We start from the raw sequence: 18,076 nt of genomic DNA on the forward strand, positions 1-18,076 counted from the left end.
GAGGTTTTCTCTGCCTGTCGCGTCGCGGGCAGAGATTTACTCTTGGTGCCCCGCGATGAGCGAAAGTGGCGGTACGCCATGGCCTTTCACGGGTTTGGTGACCACATAGGTGAAATACCGTGCCAGCCCGATGCGGGAATCGAGCATTTCGTCGATCAGGCGCTGATAGGAATCGATATCGCGGGTAACAATCTGCAGGATGTAATCAAACCCGCCGCCAAGCGCCCAGCAGGCCATGACCTCGTCATAGCGTTGCATCGCCGCCTCAAAGGTCTGAAAGCTGGCGGCGGTATGATCCGAGAGTTCGGCAGCGACAAAGATGGTCACATGGGCGCCAAGCTTTTGCAGGCTGATCTCGGCCCGATACCCTTTGATCAAGCCGGCTTTCTCCAACTTTTTCAATCGCTCCCAGCAGGGGGTGGGCGATAGGCCAACACGGGTCGCCAGGGCCGTTTTGGTGATACGCCCCTCGGTTGACAGGACCTTCAGAATATCAAGATCGCGGGCATCAAGCCGCATGGTGTCACCTCCGGAGAACGCGATTAAGCACCTAACAACCCGATCACCGCTGTGCAATCACGCGCAGAGATAAGTCTGGGAAAATAACCGGCGGTTCTGCGCGCAACATTGGCCAATTATGCCGCCCAGGTCATGCCGATGCCGATTTTGCGGCGGATCGCCGGGCAGCATTGGTGCTGGGTCAGCTGGTAAAGCTGGAACCTTTGCCTGCGGTCATGGCCCGTTGTTTGGCAAGAGTAGCGATGGCCGTGTCTTGTACGCCAGTGCCAGTCAGATCTGCGATGATGATATCGCTGTCAGACTGGCGACCAGCCGCCTTGCCCGAGGTGACATCACCCAATTCGGCAAAGCGGCGATCAGCTGGGACAATGCCCGCTTCAATGGCGCTGCGCAGCTCCCCTTTGATGGCACATTGGGCCTGCGCATCGGGCACGTACAGCGTTGCTTTGGTCAGGCATTCCGGGGCCAGCTCGCCCTTGTGTTCTTGATCCGATCCCATGGCGATGACCAGCTGTCCGGGATGCAGCCAATCCGCCATGATCACAGGTGTGGTTGCAGGCGTCGTCGCGACAACAATATCGGCCGAGGCAACGGCAGCCGCCGCATCTGTGCTGGCGGTGACGTCAAAGCCCAGTTCGTCACTCAGGCTGGCCGCCATGGCTTTGGCCTTGGCCCCGTCCCGTGCCCAGATCACGGCGCTGTTGATGTCGCGTACGAGGGTCAGCGCCATGAGCTGAAGCCGCGCCTGAACGCCAGCCCCGATGACGCAGACACGCGTCGCATCTGCGCGGGCAAGATGCCGTGCCGAGACCGCCCCCGCAGCGGCCGTGCGCACATCCGTCAAATACCCATTGTCCAGTAGCAGGGCCTCTAGCATACCAGTTCTGCTAGAGAACAGGACCATTAGCCCTGATGTGCTGGGCAGGCCCAGCTTGGGATTGTCGAAAAAGCCGGGGCTCATTTTCATGGCAAAACTGTCGATGCCGGGGACATAGGCGGATTTCACGCAGACCTCGCCGTTATGATCCGGCACCATCAGTGTCATGATCGGCGGCATGACAACACCGCCCTGCGCCAGGGTGGTGAATCCCTGTTCGATGCAGTCCACCGCATCGACATCCAGCGGCACCAGATCGCGTAGGTCGGCTTCGGTCAGTATCTTGATATCGGGCATTTATGTTTCTTCCATTACATCAACATCTTCGCCGGAAATGATCCGGTGATGCAGGGTCATGTCGATATTTTGCCCTGAAATCAGGGCAACACACCGCCGCGGATCTTTGATTTTACCGGCCAGCAGCGCAGCAATGCCCACGCTGCCAGCCCCTTCGATAATCTGGCGTTCCTGCCAATAGGCGTGGCGGATGGCGGCGGCGATCTCACTCTCGTTGACCAGAACCAATTCATCAACATAGTCGCGCGTCATGGCAAAGGTGTGCTGGTTGTCCAAGCCAATCCCACCGCCGAGGGAATCCGCCAGGGTTGCCAGTTCCGGCACCACGATCGGTTTGCCCGCCTGCTGGCTTTCATACATGGCCGCGCCGCGCTCCATCGAGACACCGATAACCCTGATCGACGGATTTACCGCCTTCATCACCATTCCCACGCCCGAAATCAGCCCGCCGCCTGACAGGGGCACCAGGACGGTTTCCAACTCTGGAAACTGTTCCAGCATCTCTAGCGCCACCGTGCTTTGGCCTGCAATGATGTCGTGGTGATCAAAGGGCGGCAGCATGACCATGCCCTCTGCCACCAGCTTATCGACTTCGGTCTGTGCATCATCCTGGCTGCGCCCAACAATACGTACTTCGGCCCCCTGTGCCTTGATGCCCTCTACCTTGTTTTGTGGCACCAGTTCGGACATGCAGATGATGCAGCGTATCCCGGCGTTTGCAGCCGCATAGGCAAGGCCGCGTCCGTGGTTGCCGGTCGACACCCCAACCACCCCCTTGGCGCGCTGCGCATCGCTGAGTGACAAGATTGCATTTGTCGCCCCGCGCAGCTTGAAGCTGCCGGTGATCTGGCGCTGTTCCAGCTTTAGGCGGATATCGCCGCCACTGGCCTGGCTGAGCCTGTCTGACGGCACTGTCGGTGTAACCCGTATAGCCCCGGTGATCCGTGCTCGCGCAGTAAAGCTATCCTGAAATGTAACTTCAGAGTTCATCTTGTTATCCTGACGTTTTCTTAGGTTTTGAACAGCTTACCGCCCGCGGGATAATCGCAGGTCAGCCCGAGGTGTCGCATACAGCGCCAGACCATCGCCTGATTAGAGGTGATCACCGGCTTGCCCAGTCGCGCCTCTAACTGTGCCACGCAACTGGCTGCGCGCAAGGCGGTGCAGGAGACAAAAAGCGCATCCGCCTGCGCGTCGCAGGCGGCAACCCCGCCGCCGATAATGCTGTCCAGAGAGACACGCGCCATGTCGCGATCATCGGACAATCCAAAGCACTCTGCACTCACCACCACGGGGCCTTGCTTTGCGAAATAGCGGATCAGAGTGTCGGTCACATCCTTTGCATAGGGTGCCAGAACGCTTATCTTTTTGATCCCAAGTGTCGCGAAGGCATCAAGTGCCGCTGAACTGGGGGTGACACAGGGCGTATCCGGCTTGGCGCGGTTCATATACTCGGCCACCTTGGCATTGCCCAAGACAGCCGAGGCGCTGGTACAGCCATAGACCAACACATCCAGCGGCTCATCCGGTAGGATATCTGCAGCCGCAGCGGTCAGACAGGGGCCGGTCTGCAACAGGCTTTCGTGGGTTATCGGGTTTTCAAATCCGATCCGGTTTACGTAAACGCCGACATCATGCCCCTGCAAGATGCGGGCAAAATCGGTTTCGGTGGTGTGATCCGTTGCCAGCGTCACAAGCCCGATGCGCTTGGCAACGGGGCGCCGATCCAGCTGGGCAGTCACAGAGGAGGCGGAAGATCGCAAGCCTTGCGTCATCGCCTTCGTCACACCAACAGAACCGGACATTGGGCAAGGCTTGTGACTTTATGAGAAACGCTGCCAAGCAGGTATCCCTCAATCGATCCCAGCCCTCGACTGCCCATGACGATCAGGTCATTGTCGTGCTCTTTTGCGAAACCGACGATTGTGCGTGCCGTCGGTCCGCCTTTGACAAAGGCGCGGATTTTTTCACAGCCTGCCTGCCGCGCAAGCGCCGCGCCGCGTTCGGCGGTGGCCTTGGCATGATTGCTCATGATTGCATCAACATCATCGGGCTGGTCGGCATTTGTCACATACATCGACCCCTCTAGCACCGAATGATGGCGGTACATGGTCAAAACCGTCAATTCTGCACCGCACAGTATGGCCAGTTCGGCTGCCTTGGAAAGCGCGGCCTCTGATCCTTCGGAACCGTCAAAAGCGGCAAGTATGGATTTGAACATGTACTGTGCCTCCTATTTGTCAAAAGCGATATCGCGCAGAAACAGCGCAACCTGCGGGAAAAAGATCATCAATATTGAGACACTCAGAAGCATGAAGACAAAAGGCGGGGTACCTCTGATCACTTCCAAATAGGGGCGTTTGAACACTGCCACCGCAGTGAAGATATCGCATCCGAATGGCGGTGTCGCTGAGCCGATAGCGGCCTGCAGGGTGATCAATGTGCCAACCAGAATTGGATCAAGTCCGGTTTTTTCGACCACGGGGGCAAAGATCGGAACAAAGATCAGGATGACCACAATCGGATCCACGAACATGCAGCCGATGAAGAAGGCCACAGCGATGGTAAACAGCACGCCGATCTGTCCCATTTCATCAATGCCAAGCGCGCCCAATATCTGTTGCGGGATCTGTGCAAATGATAGAACCCAGGCAAAGGAGGCCCCAGCGCCCACCAGAATGAACACCACTGCCGTTACCATGCCGGTTGACAGGGCAACCTGGTATAGCTCGGTGATCTTCATCGTCCGGAAAACCAGCACCTCTAGAAAGACCGCATAGGCCACGCTGATTGCCGCTGCTTCGGTTGGGCTGAAGATGCCAAAGAAGATGCCGCCGATGATCAGGATCGGAAAGCCCAATGGCCATAGGGCGCGTTTGACCGCATGCGCGCGTTCGCTCCATGTGGCGGCGGGTTCGGTTGGCACATCATTCATCTTGGCGTAGATCATGCTGTAGATGGAAAACATCACAAGGATCAATAGGCCCGGGCCAATGCCGGCGATGAATAGTTCTGGGATAGAAGCCTTGGCGACCACGCCATAAATGATCATGCCAATGCTGGGGGGGATCAGAAAGGCAATATCGCTTGAGTTGACGATCAGCGCCAGAATAAAGGAATCCTTGTAGCCGCCTTTAAGCATACGGGGCCTTAGGGGCGTTCCAACAGCCACAACCGTTGCCTGGGTAGAGCCGGAAACCGCCCCGAACAATGCGCAGGCCGCAGCGGTACTGACGGCCAATCCGCCGCGCACATGGCGCACAAAGGCCATGACCATATCAATCAAGCGTCCAGCGGATTGACCGCGTGTCATGATATCAGCGGCCAGAATGAACATTGGCACCGCGATCAATGACGAGGGCCGAATGCCCCCCAGCATCTGCTGGATCATGAATTCGGTTTTATCAACCGTACCAAACAGTTCGATCACGCCGATTAGGGCTCCGGCGATCAGGGGAACCATCATTGGAAACCCGAGAAGCAGCAGGACAACCATTGCGGAAAACATCACGAGTGCCATGGTTAAAGCTCCAATTCCAGTTCTTGCGCATCTGCTTCACACAGATCCGTGGACAGGTAAATTTCCCGGTGCTGCAGGTTTTTGATGAAGGTCAAAGCATATTGAATGCCTGTCACGAACAGGCCAATCGGCACCCAGAGGTAGCTGATATAGACAGGGATCCCGAGCGCAGGATAGACCCGTCCTTTGCTATACATGCTCATGATGTACTGCACGGCGTACCAGGCCAAAACCAGCAGCAGCACTGATGTTACAGCGGTGATCAAAAGCATGAGCCGTTTGCGTGCGCGTTCCGGCAGCGCGTCCGAGATTGCCGACATCCGGATATGCCGACCATGGCGCGCGGCGTAGCCAATGCCGGCAAAGGTCACCAACAATATGAAAATACTGTTCAGCTCTTCGGCGAAAATGATGGAATGGTTGAAGGCAAATCTGCTGATGACATTGGCGATGGTATTCACCGCCATCAGAATGACCCCGATGGCCATGATTGCGCGTTCAAGCGCGGCGATGCCTTTGTCGATGCCATCAACTAGCCAGGCCAGGCCCGTTTTTTTTAGTTGCGTATCGCTCATGCGTCCTCCCCCAGGATCGTCGCAAATCTGATTATTTATTTGTTGTTATTTGCTGAAACGCGGCCCCCAACACCCGGTCAGGGTCCGCGATGGCTTGGTGTTTCGAGGCATCTCAGATGTCGTTATGCGTGCGCCTAAAGCGCGTTACTGCTGTGCAGTAACAAGATCCGCTTTCATCTGTTCCAAGATGGCCGCCCCACGTTCACCCGCCCGTTCAACAAAGGCCGCTTCGACAGCTTTGGCGCGTTCCTGGAATGGCGCACGCTCTTCTGTGGTTAGACGGTTGATGACATAGTCCGGGTTGGTTTTCTTGATTTTCGCCAGACCGGTTGCATCCAGCTCGACGGCAACATCAAGAATATAGTCAAGCGCTGCCTGTGAGGCGTTTTGCACAAGCTCTTTGTCAGCGTCGCTCAGCCCGTCGTAGAAATCGGCATTGGCCATCACCGCCGTGGTGTATTGACCGTGGCCTGTGTAGGTCATGACATTTGTCAGGTTGTCCAGATCATAGGCTTCGATCCAGATCGCAGGGTTTTCCTGCCCATCGACCATTTTGGTTTTCAGCCCGCCGATTAGCTCGCCCCAGGGCATGGCAATCGGCGAGGCGCCAAAGGCTGTGTAGGTTTCCAACAGCAGCGGCGAGGTCATGGTGCGGATTTTCATGCCTTCCAGATCGGCAGGGGTCCGGAATTCCTCCATCGTGGTGACAACCATTTCGCCTTCGGGGAAAACTGACAACAGCTCCAGGCCTTGCTCACGATAGATCTCGTGGAACATCTCGTTTACTGCGACGCCTTCCTTGAAGAACTTGCGCACCACCTTGGGGTCGGTCGGCTGTACATAGGGCACCAAAAATGCTTCGGCTTCCGGGATCAACGCACCGGTAAAGCCCGGTGATTGGTCGATGAACTGCAGCAAGCCTGCCTGCGCCTGCTCCATCGCATCGGCCGATTCACCAAGGGTGCCGACAGCGTAAATTTGCACCGTGTGATCCGAGTTGGCCTCGATTTCTTCTTTGAATTTGGTCGCATAGAGGCCCTGTGGGTCTTCCAGGCCCTCTTCCATTGCATAGCGCCAGTTGTCAGCGTGGGCTGCGGTTGTGGCCAGCAGTGCTGCGACCAGGGGCGCGCCGATGCGCAGGGCGAAACGTGTGGAAACGGTCATCATATCCTCCCAGATATTCCAGTGTTTTGGGTTGTGATGCCATATCACTTTCCGAAGAATGACCTGTGAGTCAATTGTTATATTGTTGTGCTACATTCCTAGTAAGCGAGCTGCGGTAGCGGCTCACGTGGGCGTGTCAGCAACCCGGAAAGCAGCCTCAGCGCCTGGCGAAAACGGTCTGTTTCGCGGATACTCCCAAGCGCAATACGCACCGCGTTTGTTGGCAAAGCCTGGGGTGGAAGGAAGGGGCTTTCCGGCGATACTGCCACATTCAGTTCGCGGGCATGGGCAACAAAGCTGTTGGAATCCCAATCGGGCGGGAGGTGTAACCAAAGATGCAAACTCGCCGGGTGACCCGTCCAGTTGAAACCTGCAAGCTCTTGCGTTGCGATGTGATATCGCTTGCCGATTTCGACGCGCTGCCAGTCCGCCAGCGCCTGAGCTGTGCCATCCTCTACCCAGCGTGAAGCGAGTTCGCAGATCAGTGGCGTCGCCATCCAACCGAACACGATCAATCTTGCTGTCATCGCGGGTAATAGATGATCCGGAACCACAGCATAGCCTGCGCGCAGGCCGCTGACCGTGCATTTGGTGAAGGTCGTCAGGTAGACGGACAGTTCAGGTGCAAACATCGAAACGGGTCGCTGCCGATCCTCGGCAACCGGGCCAAACGCATCGTTTTCCACGATGTGCAGTCGATGTTTACGGGCGATGGCGGCAATCTGGCGCCGCCGCTCATCGGGCATCATGTGGACGTTGGGGTTGGCCAGTGATGGAAGTAAATACAACAGCTTAGGTGATTTTTCCACGCAGGCCTTTTCCAGGGCGTCAGGCAGTATGCCCTGCGCGTCGGTTTCAAGGCCAACATGTTGGTAGCCAAAATAGGCGGCGCTTGAAACCAGCAGGTGGTGGGTGATCATATCCGACAAAATGACATCACCAGGACGCAGGATGGCAGACAGCGCCGCCGACAGGCCATGGGTCACGCCATTGGTCATCAGCACAGAGCCGACGCTGGTCTCAAGCCCGCAATGCGACAGCCATTTGACGCCGGTTTTGCGATGGGTTTCATGGCCGATGTTCGGACGAGAGGACAGATACAGGGCCGGATCGAGATCTGCCTGCATCGACTTCAGGGTTGATTGCATGGCGTCGACATGCAGGCGATTGAACAGCGGGTGCGAAATCGACATGTCGAACAGATTTTGCGAATCTGCCTCTGGCTTAAAGGGCTGGTGATCGGGCTTGCCGGGGTCCACAACATAGCTCCCACGCCCGATTTGGCCCTCGATCAGGTTCTGGCGACGCAGAATATCATAGGCTTTGCTCACTGTATTTACGCTGAGCCTCAGATCGTCAGCCAGTTTGCGATGGGGCGGGAGCTTCTGTCCCACTGACAAGTCGCCATCTTTGATCGCCTGGGCAATCGACATGGCAAGGCTGGTGTGCAGCGGTGAGCTTAGTGAATTTCGGGAGGGGATCCAATTTGTCATGCGACAATTGTAGCCAATTCAACCCCATGGACAAGAAGATCTATCACCGGACGTTCGGCAGGCGTTTGAAACTGCGACAGTGAGGCGGTGTCCAGCTGGAAATCAGATGCTTTTCGCCCGGGTGTTCCGATGTCCGGCGCAGCAAGGAGAGCAGCCACCAGATGTTTTTCCTGCGCGCGTTCAAACGCAAACCTGCACCATGATTAGTGGGCGAGCAGCGGTGGGCGATACGTCAGAAGAGTTGCCACCACTGGGCGGGCGGGGTGTCGCGGACCAGCCGAAAGCCGAGATGGTTTGGAGGCAGGCCAACGGCACAGCCGCCAACGCTGGCATCGCGTATGAAACTCACGATTGCCGCGCGGTGAATGCCTCCGGCAATGCGCACCCAGCAATAGGGTTCGCTCTCGGCGACGGCTCCATCTGCGCGCAGTGAACCGCTCTGCATGCAGCCATCGGTCCATTCCCAGACGTTGCCGGAAATATCGGCAAGGCCCAGTGAGTTTTCCCCAAAGCCCCCGGCAGGACGCAGCGCCGGGCTGGCGGTGCCGCGCAGCAGCGTGCCAGCGGAATACTGCGCCAGCATCCGCTGACCGGGATCCAGTTCAAGCGTATCCGGTGCCGCATCGCCATAGCGTTCTGCGGCGGCCAATTGCCATTCCGCGTCGCTGGGTAGGCGCCAGTGCTCGCCGGTTTTTTGCGAATACCACCGGGCGTAGTCGCTGGCATCTTTCCAATTTACATAGGTCTGAGGGTAGTCGCCGCCGGTGGTTGGCACGGTGGCACAGGGTCCATCGGCGACACAGGCGGCATATTCGGCGCGGCTGACCTGGTACTTCATGATGGTGAAACCGGCGACCTCCAGCTTGTAAGCGCGCGGCGAGCGGGATTTCCCCTCGGCGACAAAATTGCCAAAGGGGCGGTAGTCGATGGTGCCCGCCGGGATATCAACCAAGTCAACTGATGCGGCGCTGCCGGGAGCTGTTTGCGGCCTGGTCAAACCCAGCCCGATTGCAAGACTGGCGATAAGGCCGACACCAAGGCCCGCCACAGCCATAATTTTCACGACTGGTTTCATCTTTGCTCTCCTAAGCGGTCCAAAGGCGGCCAGTGGGCCGGCCGCCTTTGGTGATCTTGTCTCTGCGGTGCCGTGGCGCCCTATGGCAGCGCAGACTTGCCTTCGTAGGCGGCGTCGTAGGCGGTTGGTGCCTCAACCTGTTCCATCAGGTCATTGTTCCAGTCGCCATCGACCACCACGTGCGCGGTTGCGCCCAGGTTTACCGCTTCGATCAGGTTGTGGTTTACATAGGCATAGACGCCCGGCTGCAGGAATTCATACAGCGCCGCCCCGGCAGAGCCGCCACGAATGAACCAGGTTTCCAGATCGCGTTCCGGTGTGTTGTTGAATTTGCCGGTTTCCCAGACGAGGTCGCCATGACCACCGATCAGGTGTGGGCGACTGTCGCGGTTCGCCTGGCTGTGTACGAAGAGCACCTTTTCACCCTGCGAAGCTTGCAGCGCATTGTCGCCGGTCAGCGCGCCAACCTTGCCGTTAAAGACAACGTGGCTTGGGATCAGGCCGTTCATCACCTCCAGGGTGTCAGGATAGCTGGCCCCGACATCTTCAAAGCGCTTGTAGTCGCCATTTTCATCTTTGGGGATGTAGAAGTCGTTTTCCCCGATGTAGTAGACGCGATCATAGCTGACTGGTTTGCCATTGTGATCTTTCAGCCCGTCGCGGGGCAGAACCATAATGCAGCCGGACATGCCGCTGACAACGTGCCATGGGATCATGGGACCACCTGGGGCGCAGTGGTAGACAAATGTCCCTGGACGGGTTGCCTTGAAACGCAGGATGGTCTTTTCGCCGGGGTTCACCAGTGTCAGCGACCCACCGCCAAGCGCACCTGTCGCAGAGTGGAAGTCGATGTTGTGCTGCATCAGGTTTTCAGGCGAGTTATAAAGCGTCAGCTCGACATAGTCGCCTTCATGGACCACCATCATCGGGCCAGGGATCGAGCCATTGAAAGTCATCGCCTGCAGATGGGCACCGCTGTCGACCTCGACTTCCTTTTCGACAATCTGCATTTCGAATTCGACGATCCGTGGCTCTGCCGGTGCGATCTGTTCATGTGCGTGAACCATGGGGGGACGGACAAGTTTATGCTTGATCCGCTTCAGGGTTGACAGATCGACGGCCGCGGCCCCCGAGGTATCCATGATTTCTTCTGCTTTGGCGGTTTTGATCAACGCTGGAAGGGCAGCAGCCCCTGCGGCGGCCATAAGTGCTGCGCGTCTGGTAAGCATGTCTTCTTCTCCTTTGATTAATGTGTTTGTTGGCCAGACGATAAGCAGATCAGAAAATTCAAAGGTTGATCTGAAACAACATTGATGGCGTATTCGCCGCTTTTTTTTCGCCCCCATTATACGGACGCATTATTTTCGGTTTTCTTCATTCTCTGGCGAACTGATTACAGCTGGATAGGCAGTGTCACCCGCGCGAGACTCGGCATTAAGGGGGCAGGCCAAGCGATGGAAAGCCGCAAGAGCAAAACCGGCAGATGTTCAGTCGGAAGTTTGATCCAGAGCAATGACCGCCATGCCAAAACATTTGATAAGCGGGGCACAAACAAACACAGACCGAACCCGTGAAAGGAAATCAGATGTTCAAGAAAATTGGTTGCGCCGCGATCTTTGCTTGTGTGGCCACCCTGGTCCAGGCCGAGACCTTTGAGGTCAAGATGCTCAATCGGGGCGAAGCAGGGGCGATGGTCTTTGAACCTGCCTTCGTCAAAGCCGCGCCCGGTGATGTGATCCATTTTGTCGCCACCGACAAAGGCCACAACGTCGAAAGCATCAAGGGGATGTTGCCCGAAGGCGTGGAGGCCTTCAAAACCAAGTTCAACGCTGACTTTGAGATGACTGTAGATGCTGAAGGCGTCTATGGCGTCAAATGCACCCCACACTATGGTATGGGCATGGTTGCGCTTATTCAGGTTGGCGAAGCCGTAAACCTAGAGGCAGCCGAGGGGGTGAAGCAAAAAGGCAAAGCCAAAGGCGCCTTTGCTGACCTGTTTGCCCAAGTGCAGTAATCCGGGGAACGGCCACAGGATTGTCGGCCATTGCTCTGAAAGGCGGCGCCATGATGGGGCCGCCTTTTTCATTCGCAATCGCAGGAGTTTAACATGTCCCGCCCAACACCCTATACTGGACCCGCTTTTTTGTCCTATGGGTTCCGCCCCTTCTTTATGGTGGCCTGCCTCTTTGGGCTGGTGGCGATCCCCTTCTGGATGCTGATCTGGCAGGGAGAGCTTACCCTCAATAGCGTGCTGGCGCCGGTGGATTGGCACAGTCACGAAATGATCTTTGGCTACGGCGCTGCGGTGATTGCCGGTTTTTTGTTTACGGCCGTGCCGAACTGGACGGGCGGGATGCCAACACGGGGGCGGCCGCTGCTCTTGATGCTGGTTCTGTGGCTCTGTGGTCGCTTTGCGGTCTTTGGCGTGCTGCCGCTGCCCTGGTGGGGCGTTGCGCTGATCGATAGCGCTTTTTTGATCGTGCTGGCCATTCTGATTGCCCGCGAAATCATTGCAGGGCGCAACTGGCGCAATTTGATGGTGCTGATTCCCGTCAGCCTCTTGTCGCTGGCCAATCTGTTCTTTTTCGCCGAGACCGCCTGGACCGGTGAGGCTGCGGTCGGACGCCGCCTTGGCCTTGCGCTGCTGATATTCCTGGTCTTGCTGATTGGCGGGCGTATCCTGCCCAGCTTTACCCGCAACTGGCTGAACAAGGCGGGTCACAGCCGTCTGCCCGCGCCCTTTGGTGGCTTTGACAAGCTAAGCCTGCTGGTATCGGCACCCGCGCTGGTCATCTGGGTGATCTGGCCGCAGACGCCAGTGGCCGCGGCATTTATCCTCATGGCCGGGTTGCTGCAGTTTATCCGGCTGGGGCGTTGGTGTGGGTTTGCAACGCGGCACAACCCGATTCTGGCCATGCTGCATATCGCCTTTTTCTTTGCCCCGCTGGGGATGATCGTCAATGCTGCTGCGGCTATGGGGCTGCTCTCTGCTGATTTGGGGCTGCATATCTGGGGCATTGGTGCCATTGGCGGCATGACCGTTGCGGTAATGATGCGGGCGACCATGGGGCACACCGGCCGCGCTCTGGTTTCTGGTCCGGTGTTGAACCTGGCCTTCGCCGGGCTGGTGCTGGCCTTGATCGGGCGGCTGTGGCGCTATGTGGAATTGCCTGCTGGCCTGACCGGGCTGGATCTGGCGGCGCTGTTGTGGACCGCTTCCTTTGCGCTCTTGTGTTGGCGTTTGGTTCCCTGGCTGGCATCCGGGCGGGCCGCGCGCAAAAAGGCCAATCAGGTAAAGGCCGACTGATCTGGCCGACGTCCCTAATTGATCTGACAAAACAGCGCGGGCAGAGTTTCCTCTGCCCGTGCTGTTTTACCTGTGGTCTTGAAGTCATCAGCAGTGCCCATGGGGACAGCCTGATTGAGACAGTCTGCTTGGGATGGGCCTAATTCGGAAAGGGCCAGACGCCAATCACCGGGCCATGCAGATGCAGCGCCCCGACCCAAAGCACCAGCCCGATCGCCGCGCGGATCAACACAGAGCGGGCATTGCTGCGCCACCAGTCTAGGGTCACCAGGGGCCGCAGCGATAGGATCGGTGCGGATTGCAGCTGCTGTGCGCTGTAGGTTTTCATCGCACGGCGGTCAAAGGCCCAGATCGCCAACAGCGGGAAGGCGGCAAACAGACCAAACAGCACCACATGGGCCAGGTCGCCATTTGGCAGCACATGTGCCCCGGCCCAGAGCACCAGCGCCAACAGCAGCGGATGGCGACTGATGGCCGCAAATCCGGGCCAACCCGGATCAAAGGCGCGTTTGCGGCTGCCGCCGAGGCTATCTGGCAGCGGGCTGCCGATTCCACAGGCGGTCAGAACAAAAACAACGGGAGTTAGCAAAAACGGTGCCCAGCGGGTCCAGGCGGCCTGATCCCAAAGTGCGACATAGGGGGCGCGACCAGCCGCCGCAATGACCCAGGCTAGCAGCGCCAGCGACAGGGCTCCGTATAGGGCAAAATACACCCGTCGGCCCATGGCTTGTATCAATCGGTCACGCAGGCCGCCGATCCGCGGGACAAGGTGACTGAGCATAAAAGCGCCAAGCGCCAGGGCGAATTCTTGCCATCCGGTCATTTACTGTCTGCTTGCTCCATCAGTTTCTTAATATGGCAGGCAAAGACCCAGGTGACAGGCACCCCCAGAAACGCGCCGATCAGCACGCTTATCTGCGGGGTCAGCACCTCCCATCCCAGCCAACTGCCGATCAGAGCGGCAAAGAAGACATTGACCGCCGCCGCCCCCGCCCCAAAGGGGTAGAGACAGGCGAACAGCTTGAAAGAGGGGCGGGATGTCATCGCCGTTTCAACACGATATGCACAGAAACCAGCGCCGCGATCAACAGGATTGAGGCCATCAGAAACCAGAACTCGGCAACATCTGTCTGGGGCTGCGGGATCGGGCGTTCAAAGGCTTCGGCCAGGGCGGCAAGGGGGGCAAAGCAAAATGTAAGCGTGCAGAGGATCTGTCTCATGTCAGTGCTCCATGGTGAGGGATTGATAGATTTCGGGCAGGGCGCTGGGCAGGCGCGCCGGATCGGGCAGCAGGGTAAAGCCTGCGCGGCCAAAGATGCGGGCAAACCAGTCCTGGCCATCCGCGTCGATCACTACCGCATGCACCGCATGGCCCAGGGCGCGGGCTTCGCGGACGGCCATGCGGCTGTCTTCGATGCCGTGAATGCCTTCATAGTGGTCCAGGTCGTTGGGTTTGCCATCTGTCAGCACCAGCAGCAGGCGGCGGGCGCTGCCTTCCTCGGCCAGCTGGGCCGAAGCATGGCGGATGGCGGTGCCCAGCCGGGTGTAGTGGCCGGGTTTGAAGCCGCCGATCCGGGCAGTGACCTTTTGGTCCATCGGCTGTTCAAAGGTTTTGGCGCGGGTCAGGAAGACCCGGTCGCGGCGCAGCGAGGAAAAGCCCCAGATGCCCAGGCGATCACCGGCGGTGGCGATGCCCGCAGCCAGGGCGGCCAGGGATTCACGGGCGGTGTCGATCACTGGCCGGTCCCCCACGGTGGCCTCGGTCGAGCGCGAGCAATCCATTAGCACCGCAACGCTGAGGTCACGGGCCATCGGGCGGCTGGCCTGCCAGACACGGTCGCTGCCCTGCTGACCCATCGACAGATCAATGCGGGACTGCACCACTGCATCCAGGTCCAGATCGTCACCGTCCAACTGCCGGGGCAGTATCACCCGCTTCGGCATCAAGGGCGCAAACTGGCGCTGTACCCGTGCCACCAGTCGCGCATCAGGGCTGAAATCCATCGCCGGTTCGGCCTCGACCTCCAGCACGCGGGTGTGATCGGGCATATGCTGGCCTAGGCGGTGGTTCCATTCGGGGTAGGTGTAGCGATCCGCCAGCCGTTCGTGTTCGGCGTCCTGCGGTGACAGATCCAGCGAGATCCGCAGCCGCGAGGCAGCCCGCTTCATATGCTGCGACAGGGTGATGCTGTCCTGATCTTCGGCGGCCTTTTCGGCGTGTTCATTGTCGTCGTCATCGACCATGCGGTTGATGTTCAGGCTTTCGGCCCAGGACAGGATGGATTCAAAGCGGTGAATGATAAAGCTGTCCTTGCGGTTGGCCTGTTCGCGGTCTTCGCGCTGGCCGGCCTTGCGGGTGGCCATGGCCAGACTTGGGGCCTCGCTTTCCTCGGCATCGGGGGCAGGGGGGCGGCTGTTGCCGCAGGCAGGCAGGCGTAGCCAGATCGGCACCGCCAGATAGCTGAGATAGCCGCGCGGTGCGGCGTTGGTGCAGGGGGAAACTGGCGCGTAGGGCGCGCCGAGCTGATCCAGAATCCGGCGCTCGATCTGTGCCTCGAACCGGGGCAGACCGCTGCGCTTGCGATTGGCGGTAATATGGGCTGATAGGGTGCCATAGCCCTGGCGCAGCCCCGGGCAGGCGGCAAAGGCGCGGTCGGCGGCCTGTGCATTGGCGGTGATTTCTGCCTGATCTGCCTGATAGGGGGGCAGGTTGGGCTGTGGCAGGTCGATATGCGCGGCCATGGCGGCCAGCCATAAATAGGCCTGACGGTTGAGCGCGCGGCTGGGAAAGGCGGCCATCACCGGAGGCAGACGCAACCGCTCGCCGTCAAAACTGGCGCGATAGCCGGTTTCGCGGGGGGTGCCGAGGCGGCGCAGAAGGTCCGGGCGGTGTTCCATCGCAGTGGCTGGCGCTTCCTGGATTTCGACACCGCTGCGGCCGCCAAGCGCGCGGAACAGGGTGGCGACACTGCTTCGGACCTCATCGTAGGACACCGCTTCGCCAGTATTGGCGCCATCGGCGCCAATACGTGTGGAAATGTCATGCCACAGGTTTCCCACGGTTTCTTCGGGTTCAAGAAGGTCGCGCGCATGTATCATGATGTCACCCGTAAACCGATGCTGCCAGATCGCGCAGCGCTTGACAGACGTCGTCCTCGTCGCTGAGCGGTGCAATGATCGCAGCCTCCAGCGCCTGATCCACGCTCATGCCCTTGGCGATCAGCGTGGCTGCATAAATCAGCAGGCGGGTCGATACGCCTTCCTCCAGATCCATGCCCGAAAGTTTGCGGATATGGCCCGCCAACCGTACCAACGCGGCAGAGCGGCCTTCGTCTAGACCGCTTTCGGCCGCAACCACAGCGGTTTCCAGACCTGGCTCGGGGAAATCGAAGCCGATGGAGAGAAAGCGTTGCCGGGTGGAGGGTTTCAGCTTTTTCAGGATGTTCTGATAGCCGGGGTTGTAGCTGGCCACCAGCATAAAGGATTTGGGCGCCACCAGCTCTTCGCCGGTGCGGTCGATCACCAGACGGCGGCGATCATCGGTCAAGGGGTGCAGCACCACGGCCACATCCTTGCGCGCCTCGATCACCTCGTCCAGATAGCAGATGCCGCCGGTCCGTACCGCCCGTGTCAGCGGGCCATCCACCCAGACGGTTTCGCCGCCCTTCAGAAGGTAGCGCCCGATCAGATCGGCCGCCGACAGATCATCGTGGCAGGCAACGGTGTGGAGTGGCAGCCCAAGCCGGGCTGCCATATGTTCCACAAAGCGGGTTTTGCCGCAGCCGGTAGGCCCCTTCAGAAGAAGGGGCAAACCGTTGGCTTGGGCCATTTCAAAGACCGATATTTCGTCTTTGCTGGCCTGATAGAAAGGCACTGCAGGAGTGTTGATCGCATTCATTTTCTCATTCTCCTGGGGTTGCAACCGGGCCGGGGGTGATGACTTCACGCCGGACCACCAGCTGGCTGTAGATAAAGAGCAATGCCCCCAGCACCACCGCAGCACCGGCGCCAAAGCGCATCAAGTAAAAGAGGCCAAGCTGGTCCTGCACATCCATGTAATAGTCCCCGACAATGCGCTGCATATGGGTCTGGATGGTGCCGGCAAAGGTAAGCACGAAGGTCATGAAGGCCATGCCGCCGGTCATCAGCCAGAAAGAGGCCATGTTCAGCACCTGATTATAGGGATCGCGGCCCCGCAGCTGCGGCATCGCATAAGAGAACATCGCCAGGTTCATCGCCACATAGGCACCATAGAAGGCCAGGTGCCCGTGGGCGGCGGTGATCTGGGTGCCGTGGGTATAAAAGTTCACCCCGTGCAATGTGTGCAAAAAGCCCCAGACGCCGGCCCCAAAGAAGGCCACGGTAGAGGCCCCGAGCGACCACAGCAGCGCAGCCTTGTTGGGGTGGTTCTTGCGGCCCTTCCAGACCATGACAAAGGCAAAGCTCATCATGGCGAAGAACGGAATTACCTCAAAGGTCGAGAAGATGGAACCAACCCACTGCCAGTAGCCGGGGGTGCCAATCCACAAGAAGTGGTGGCCAGTGCCAAGGATGCCGGAGAACAGCGCGGTGGCAACGATGACATAGAGCCATTTTTCCACCACCTCGCGGTCAACGCCGGTCATCTTCAGCATCAGATAGCCAAGGATTGCCGCCATCACCAGTTCCCAGGTAGCCTCTACCCAGAGGTGAACGACAAACCACCAGTACATTTTATCAAGGGACAGGTTGTCGGGGTTGATGAAGGCAAAGATCCACAACAGGGACAAGAGCCACAGACCCATCAACAGGATATTGGTGATCGCGGTCTTGCGCCCGGCCAGCACGGTCATCGAGATATTCACGAGGAAAATCACCGCGGCGACCAGAATGCCGAATTTTACCCAGAGCGGCTGCTCCAGGAACTCGCGGCCACCGTGGATCCCTACAAGGTAGGAAACAACCGCGCCCAGGGTGCCGACGACCAGGATCGCAAGCTGGATATAGGCCAGTTTGACCGAGAAGAGTTCCCGCTCGCTTTCTTCTGGCACTAGATAATAGGCGGCGCCAAAGAAGCCGAGCAGAAGCCAGACGATAAGGGCATTGGTGTGCAGCATACGCACAACATTAAAGGGTAATAGCTCGCTTAGCGTGTTGGGCGACACATAGATCCACCCGGCCAGCAACCCGCCCAGAACCTGAATGGCGAACAGGCCCATTGCCACGAGAAAATAGGCGTAGGCCACTTTTTGTGATTGATATTTCATATT

At 58.6% G+C, this 18,076-nt stretch carries 19 protein-coding genes; 2 read left to right on the top strand and 17 right to left on the bottom strand.

All coding sequences use genetic code 11. The annotated features are described in order from the left end of the window. Positions 1 to 36: 36 nt before the first annotated feature. The 11 genes from LRK71_RS02100 to nirK form a co-directional block, all read right to left on the bottom strand. On the bottom strand, positions 37 to 519 hold the full coding sequence (locus tag LRK71_RS02100) for an Lrp/AsnC family transcriptional regulator (protein WP_232400736.1): 483 nt from the start codon (positions 517 to 519) through the stop codon (positions 37 to 39). 181 nt (positions 520 to 700) lie between these two features. Continuing rightward, entirely contained in the window at positions 701 to 1,693 is a 993-nt protein-coding gene (gene eutC / locus LRK71_RS02105; protein ID WP_232400737.1) for an ectoine utilization protein EutC, read from the bottom strand. Beyond that, positions 1,694 to 2,683, bottom strand: coding sequence for a hydroxyectoine utilization dehydratase EutB (gene eutB, locus LRK71_RS02110; RefSeq protein WP_232400738.1), 990 nt, complete (start codon positions 2,681 to 2,683; stop codon positions 1,694 to 1,696). Between the two features lie 20 nt (positions 2,684 to 2,703). Beyond that, a complete protein-coding gene (gene eutA / locus LRK71_RS02115) occupies positions 2,704 to 3,468 on the bottom strand; it encodes an ectoine utilization protein EutA (protein WP_232400741.1) in 765 nt (254 codons plus the stop codon). A gap of 8 nt (positions 3,469 to 3,476) precedes the next feature. Then, on the bottom strand, positions 3,477 to 3,914 hold the full coding sequence (locus LRK71_RS02120) for a universal stress protein (RefSeq protein WP_232400743.1): 438 nt from the start codon (positions 3,912 to 3,914) through the stop codon (positions 3,477 to 3,479). A 12-nt stretch (positions 3,915 to 3,926) separates the two neighbouring features. After that, on the bottom strand, positions 3,927 to 5,213 hold the full coding sequence (locus LRK71_RS02125; protein WP_232400744.1) for a TRAP transporter large permease: 1,287 nt from the start codon (positions 5,211 to 5,213) through the stop codon (positions 3,927 to 3,929). Positions 5,214 to 5,215: 2 nt separating this feature from the next. After that, positions 5,216 to 5,788, bottom strand: coding sequence for a TRAP transporter small permease (locus tag LRK71_RS02130; protein ID WP_232400745.1), 573 nt, complete (start codon positions 5,786 to 5,788; stop codon positions 5,216 to 5,218). Positions 5,789 to 5,932: 144 nt separating this feature from the next. Beyond that, positions 5,933 to 6,952 carry a TRAP transporter substrate-binding protein DctP gene (gene dctP, locus LRK71_RS02135; RefSeq protein WP_232400747.1) on the bottom strand — a complete coding sequence of 340 codons (1,020 nt, stop codon included), beginning with the start codon at positions 6,950 to 6,952 and terminating at the stop codon, positions 5,933 to 5,935. A gap of 98 nt (positions 6,953 to 7,050) precedes the next feature. Beyond that, on the bottom strand, positions 7,051 to 8,445 hold the full coding sequence (ehuR, locus tag LRK71_RS02140; RefSeq protein WP_232400749.1) for a MocR-like ectoine utilization transcription factor EhuR: 1,395 nt from the start codon (positions 8,443 to 8,445) through the stop codon (positions 7,051 to 7,053). A 232-nt stretch (positions 8,446 to 8,677) separates the two neighbouring features. Beyond that, positions 8,678 to 9,520: a formylglycine-generating enzyme family protein gene (locus tag LRK71_RS02145; protein WP_232400751.1), complete on the bottom strand. Its 843-nt coding sequence runs from the start codon at positions 9,518 to 9,520 to the stop codon at positions 8,678 to 8,680. An 80-nt stretch (positions 9,521 to 9,600) separates the two neighbouring features. Further along, positions 9,601 to 10,749, bottom strand: coding sequence for a copper-containing nitrite reductase (nirK, locus tag LRK71_RS02150; protein WP_232400752.1), 1,149 nt, complete (start codon positions 10,747 to 10,749; stop codon positions 9,601 to 9,603). Positions 10,750 to 11,105: 356 nt separating this feature from the next. Between nirK and LRK71_RS02155 the strand changes: the two genes are divergently transcribed. Both LRK71_RS02155 and LRK71_RS02160 read left to right on the top strand, forming a co-directional pair. Continuing rightward, entirely contained in the window at positions 11,106 to 11,534 is a 429-nt protein-coding gene (locus tag LRK71_RS02155; RefSeq protein WP_232400753.1) for a pseudoazurin, read from the top strand. A 93-nt stretch (positions 11,535 to 11,627) separates the two neighbouring features. Further along, positions 11,628 to 12,827 carry an NnrS family protein gene (locus LRK71_RS02160; RefSeq protein ID WP_232400754.1) on the top strand — a complete coding sequence of 400 codons (1,200 nt, stop codon included), beginning with the start codon at positions 11,628 to 11,630 and terminating at the stop codon, positions 12,825 to 12,827. 139 nt (positions 12,828 to 12,966) lie between these two features. On the opposite strand, the gene LRK71_RS02165 is transcribed toward LRK71_RS02160, so the two are convergent. The 6 genes from LRK71_RS02165 to LRK71_RS02190 are packed head-to-tail and all read right to left on the bottom strand — an operon-like array spanning position 12,967 to position 18,073. Beyond that, complete coding sequence (locus LRK71_RS02165) at positions 12,967 to 13,650, bottom strand: NnrU family protein (RefSeq protein ID WP_232400755.1); 684 nt, start codon at positions 13,648 to 13,650, stop codon at positions 12,967 to 12,969. Beyond that, complete coding sequence (locus tag LRK71_RS02170; RefSeq protein WP_232400756.1) at positions 13,647 to 13,871, bottom strand: NnrT protein; 225 nt, start codon at positions 13,869 to 13,871, stop codon at positions 13,647 to 13,649. The genes LRK71_RS02165 and LRK71_RS02170 overlap by 4 nt, the downstream gene beginning before the upstream one ends. After that, positions 13,868 to 14,047: a hypothetical protein gene (locus LRK71_RS02175; RefSeq protein WP_232400757.1), complete on the bottom strand. Its 180-nt coding sequence runs from the start codon at positions 14,045 to 14,047 to the stop codon at positions 13,868 to 13,870. Before LRK71_RS02175 ends, LRK71_RS02170 begins: the two co-directional genes overlap by 4 nt. 1 nt (position 14,048) lies before the next feature. Further along, a complete protein-coding gene (locus LRK71_RS02180) occupies positions 14,049 to 15,926 on the bottom strand; it encodes a nitric oxide reductase activation protein NorD (RefSeq protein ID WP_232400758.1) in 1,878 nt (625 codons plus the stop codon). Between the two features lie 4 nt (positions 15,927 to 15,930). Continuing rightward, positions 15,931 to 16,725 (bottom strand): CbbQ/NirQ/NorQ/GpvN family protein, encoded by a 795-nt coding sequence (locus tag LRK71_RS02185; RefSeq protein ID WP_232400759.1) that lies wholly within the window; start codon positions 16,723 to 16,725, stop codon positions 15,931 to 15,933. A gap of 4 nt (positions 16,726 to 16,729) precedes the next feature. Then, positions 16,730 to 18,073, bottom strand: a complete 1,344-nt coding sequence (locus tag LRK71_RS02190) for a cbb3-type cytochrome c oxidase subunit I (RefSeq protein ID WP_232400760.1) — start codon at positions 18,071 to 18,073, stop codon at positions 16,730 to 16,732. Between the last annotated feature and the right edge of the window lie 3 nt (positions 18,074 to 18,076).

It is taken from the genome of Pseudophaeobacter flagellatus (assembly GCF_021228235.1).
Classification (GTDB): Bacteria; Pseudomonadota; Alphaproteobacteria; order Rhodobacterales; family Rhodobacteraceae; genus Pseudophaeobacter; species Pseudophaeobacter flagellatus.

Coding starts and splice junctions, on each gene's coding strand:
- LRK71_RS02100 (WP_232400736.1), bottom strand. CDS start 519: ATGCGGCTTGATGCCCGCGATCTTGATATTCTGAAGGTCCTGTCAACC.
- eutC (WP_232400737.1), bottom strand. CDS start 1,693: ATGCCCGATATCAAGATACTGACCGAAGCCGACCTACGCGATCTGGTG.
- eutB (WP_232400738.1), bottom strand. CDS start 2,683: ATGAACTCTGAAGTTACATTTCAGGATAGCTTTACTGCGCGAGCACGG.
- eutA (WP_232400741.1), bottom strand. CDS start 3,468: ATGACGCAAGGCTTGCGATCTTCCGCCTCCTCTGTGACTGCCCAGCTG.
- LRK71_RS02120 (WP_232400743.1), bottom strand. CDS start 3,914: ATGTTCAAATCCATACTTGCCGCTTTTGACGGTTCCGAAGGATCAGAG.
- LRK71_RS02125 (WP_232400744.1), bottom strand. CDS start 5,213: ATGGCACTCGTGATGTTTTCCGCAATGGTTGTCCTGCTGCTTCTCGGG.
- LRK71_RS02130 (WP_232400745.1), bottom strand. CDS start 5,788: ATGAGCGATACGCAACTAAAAAAAACGGGCCTGGCCTGGCTAGTTGAT.
- dctP (WP_232400747.1), bottom strand. CDS start 6,952: ATGACCGTTTCCACACGTTTCGCCCTGCGCATCGGCGCGCCCCTGGTC.
- ehuR (WP_232400749.1), bottom strand. CDS start 8,445: ATGACAAATTGGATCCCCTCCCGAAATTCACTAAGCTCACCGCTGCAC.
- LRK71_RS02145 (WP_232400751.1), bottom strand. CDS start 9,520: ATGAAACCAGTCGTGAAAATTATGGCTGTGGCGGGCCTTGGTGTCGGC.
- nirK (WP_232400752.1), bottom strand. CDS start 10,749: ATGCTTACCAGACGCGCAGCACTTATGGCCGCCGCAGGGGCTGCTGCC.
- LRK71_RS02155 (WP_232400753.1), top strand. CDS start 11,106: ATGTTCAAGAAAATTGGTTGCGCCGCGATCTTTGCTTGTGTGGCCACC.
- LRK71_RS02160 (WP_232400754.1), top strand. CDS start 11,628: ATGTCCCGCCCAACACCCTATACTGGACCCGCTTTTTTGTCCTATGGG.
- LRK71_RS02165 (WP_232400755.1), bottom strand. CDS start 13,650: ATGACCGGATGGCAAGAATTCGCCCTGGCGCTTGGCGCTTTTATGCTC.
- LRK71_RS02170 (WP_232400756.1), bottom strand. CDS start 13,871: ATGACATCCCGCCCCTCTTTCAAGCTGTTCGCCTGTCTCTACCCCTTT.
- LRK71_RS02175 (WP_232400757.1), bottom strand. CDS start 14,047: ATGAGACAGATCCTCTGCACGCTTACATTTTGCTTTGCCCCCCTTGCC.
- LRK71_RS02180 (WP_232400758.1), bottom strand. CDS start 15,926: ATGATACATGCGCGCGACCTTCTTGAACCCGAAGAAACCGTGGGAAAC.
- LRK71_RS02185 (WP_232400759.1), bottom strand. CDS start 16,725: ATGAATGCGATCAACACTCCTGCAGTGCCTTTCTATCAGGCCAGCAAA.
- LRK71_RS02190 (WP_232400760.1), bottom strand. CDS start 18,073: ATGAAATATCAATCACAAAAAGTGGCCTACGCCTATTTTCTCGTGGCA.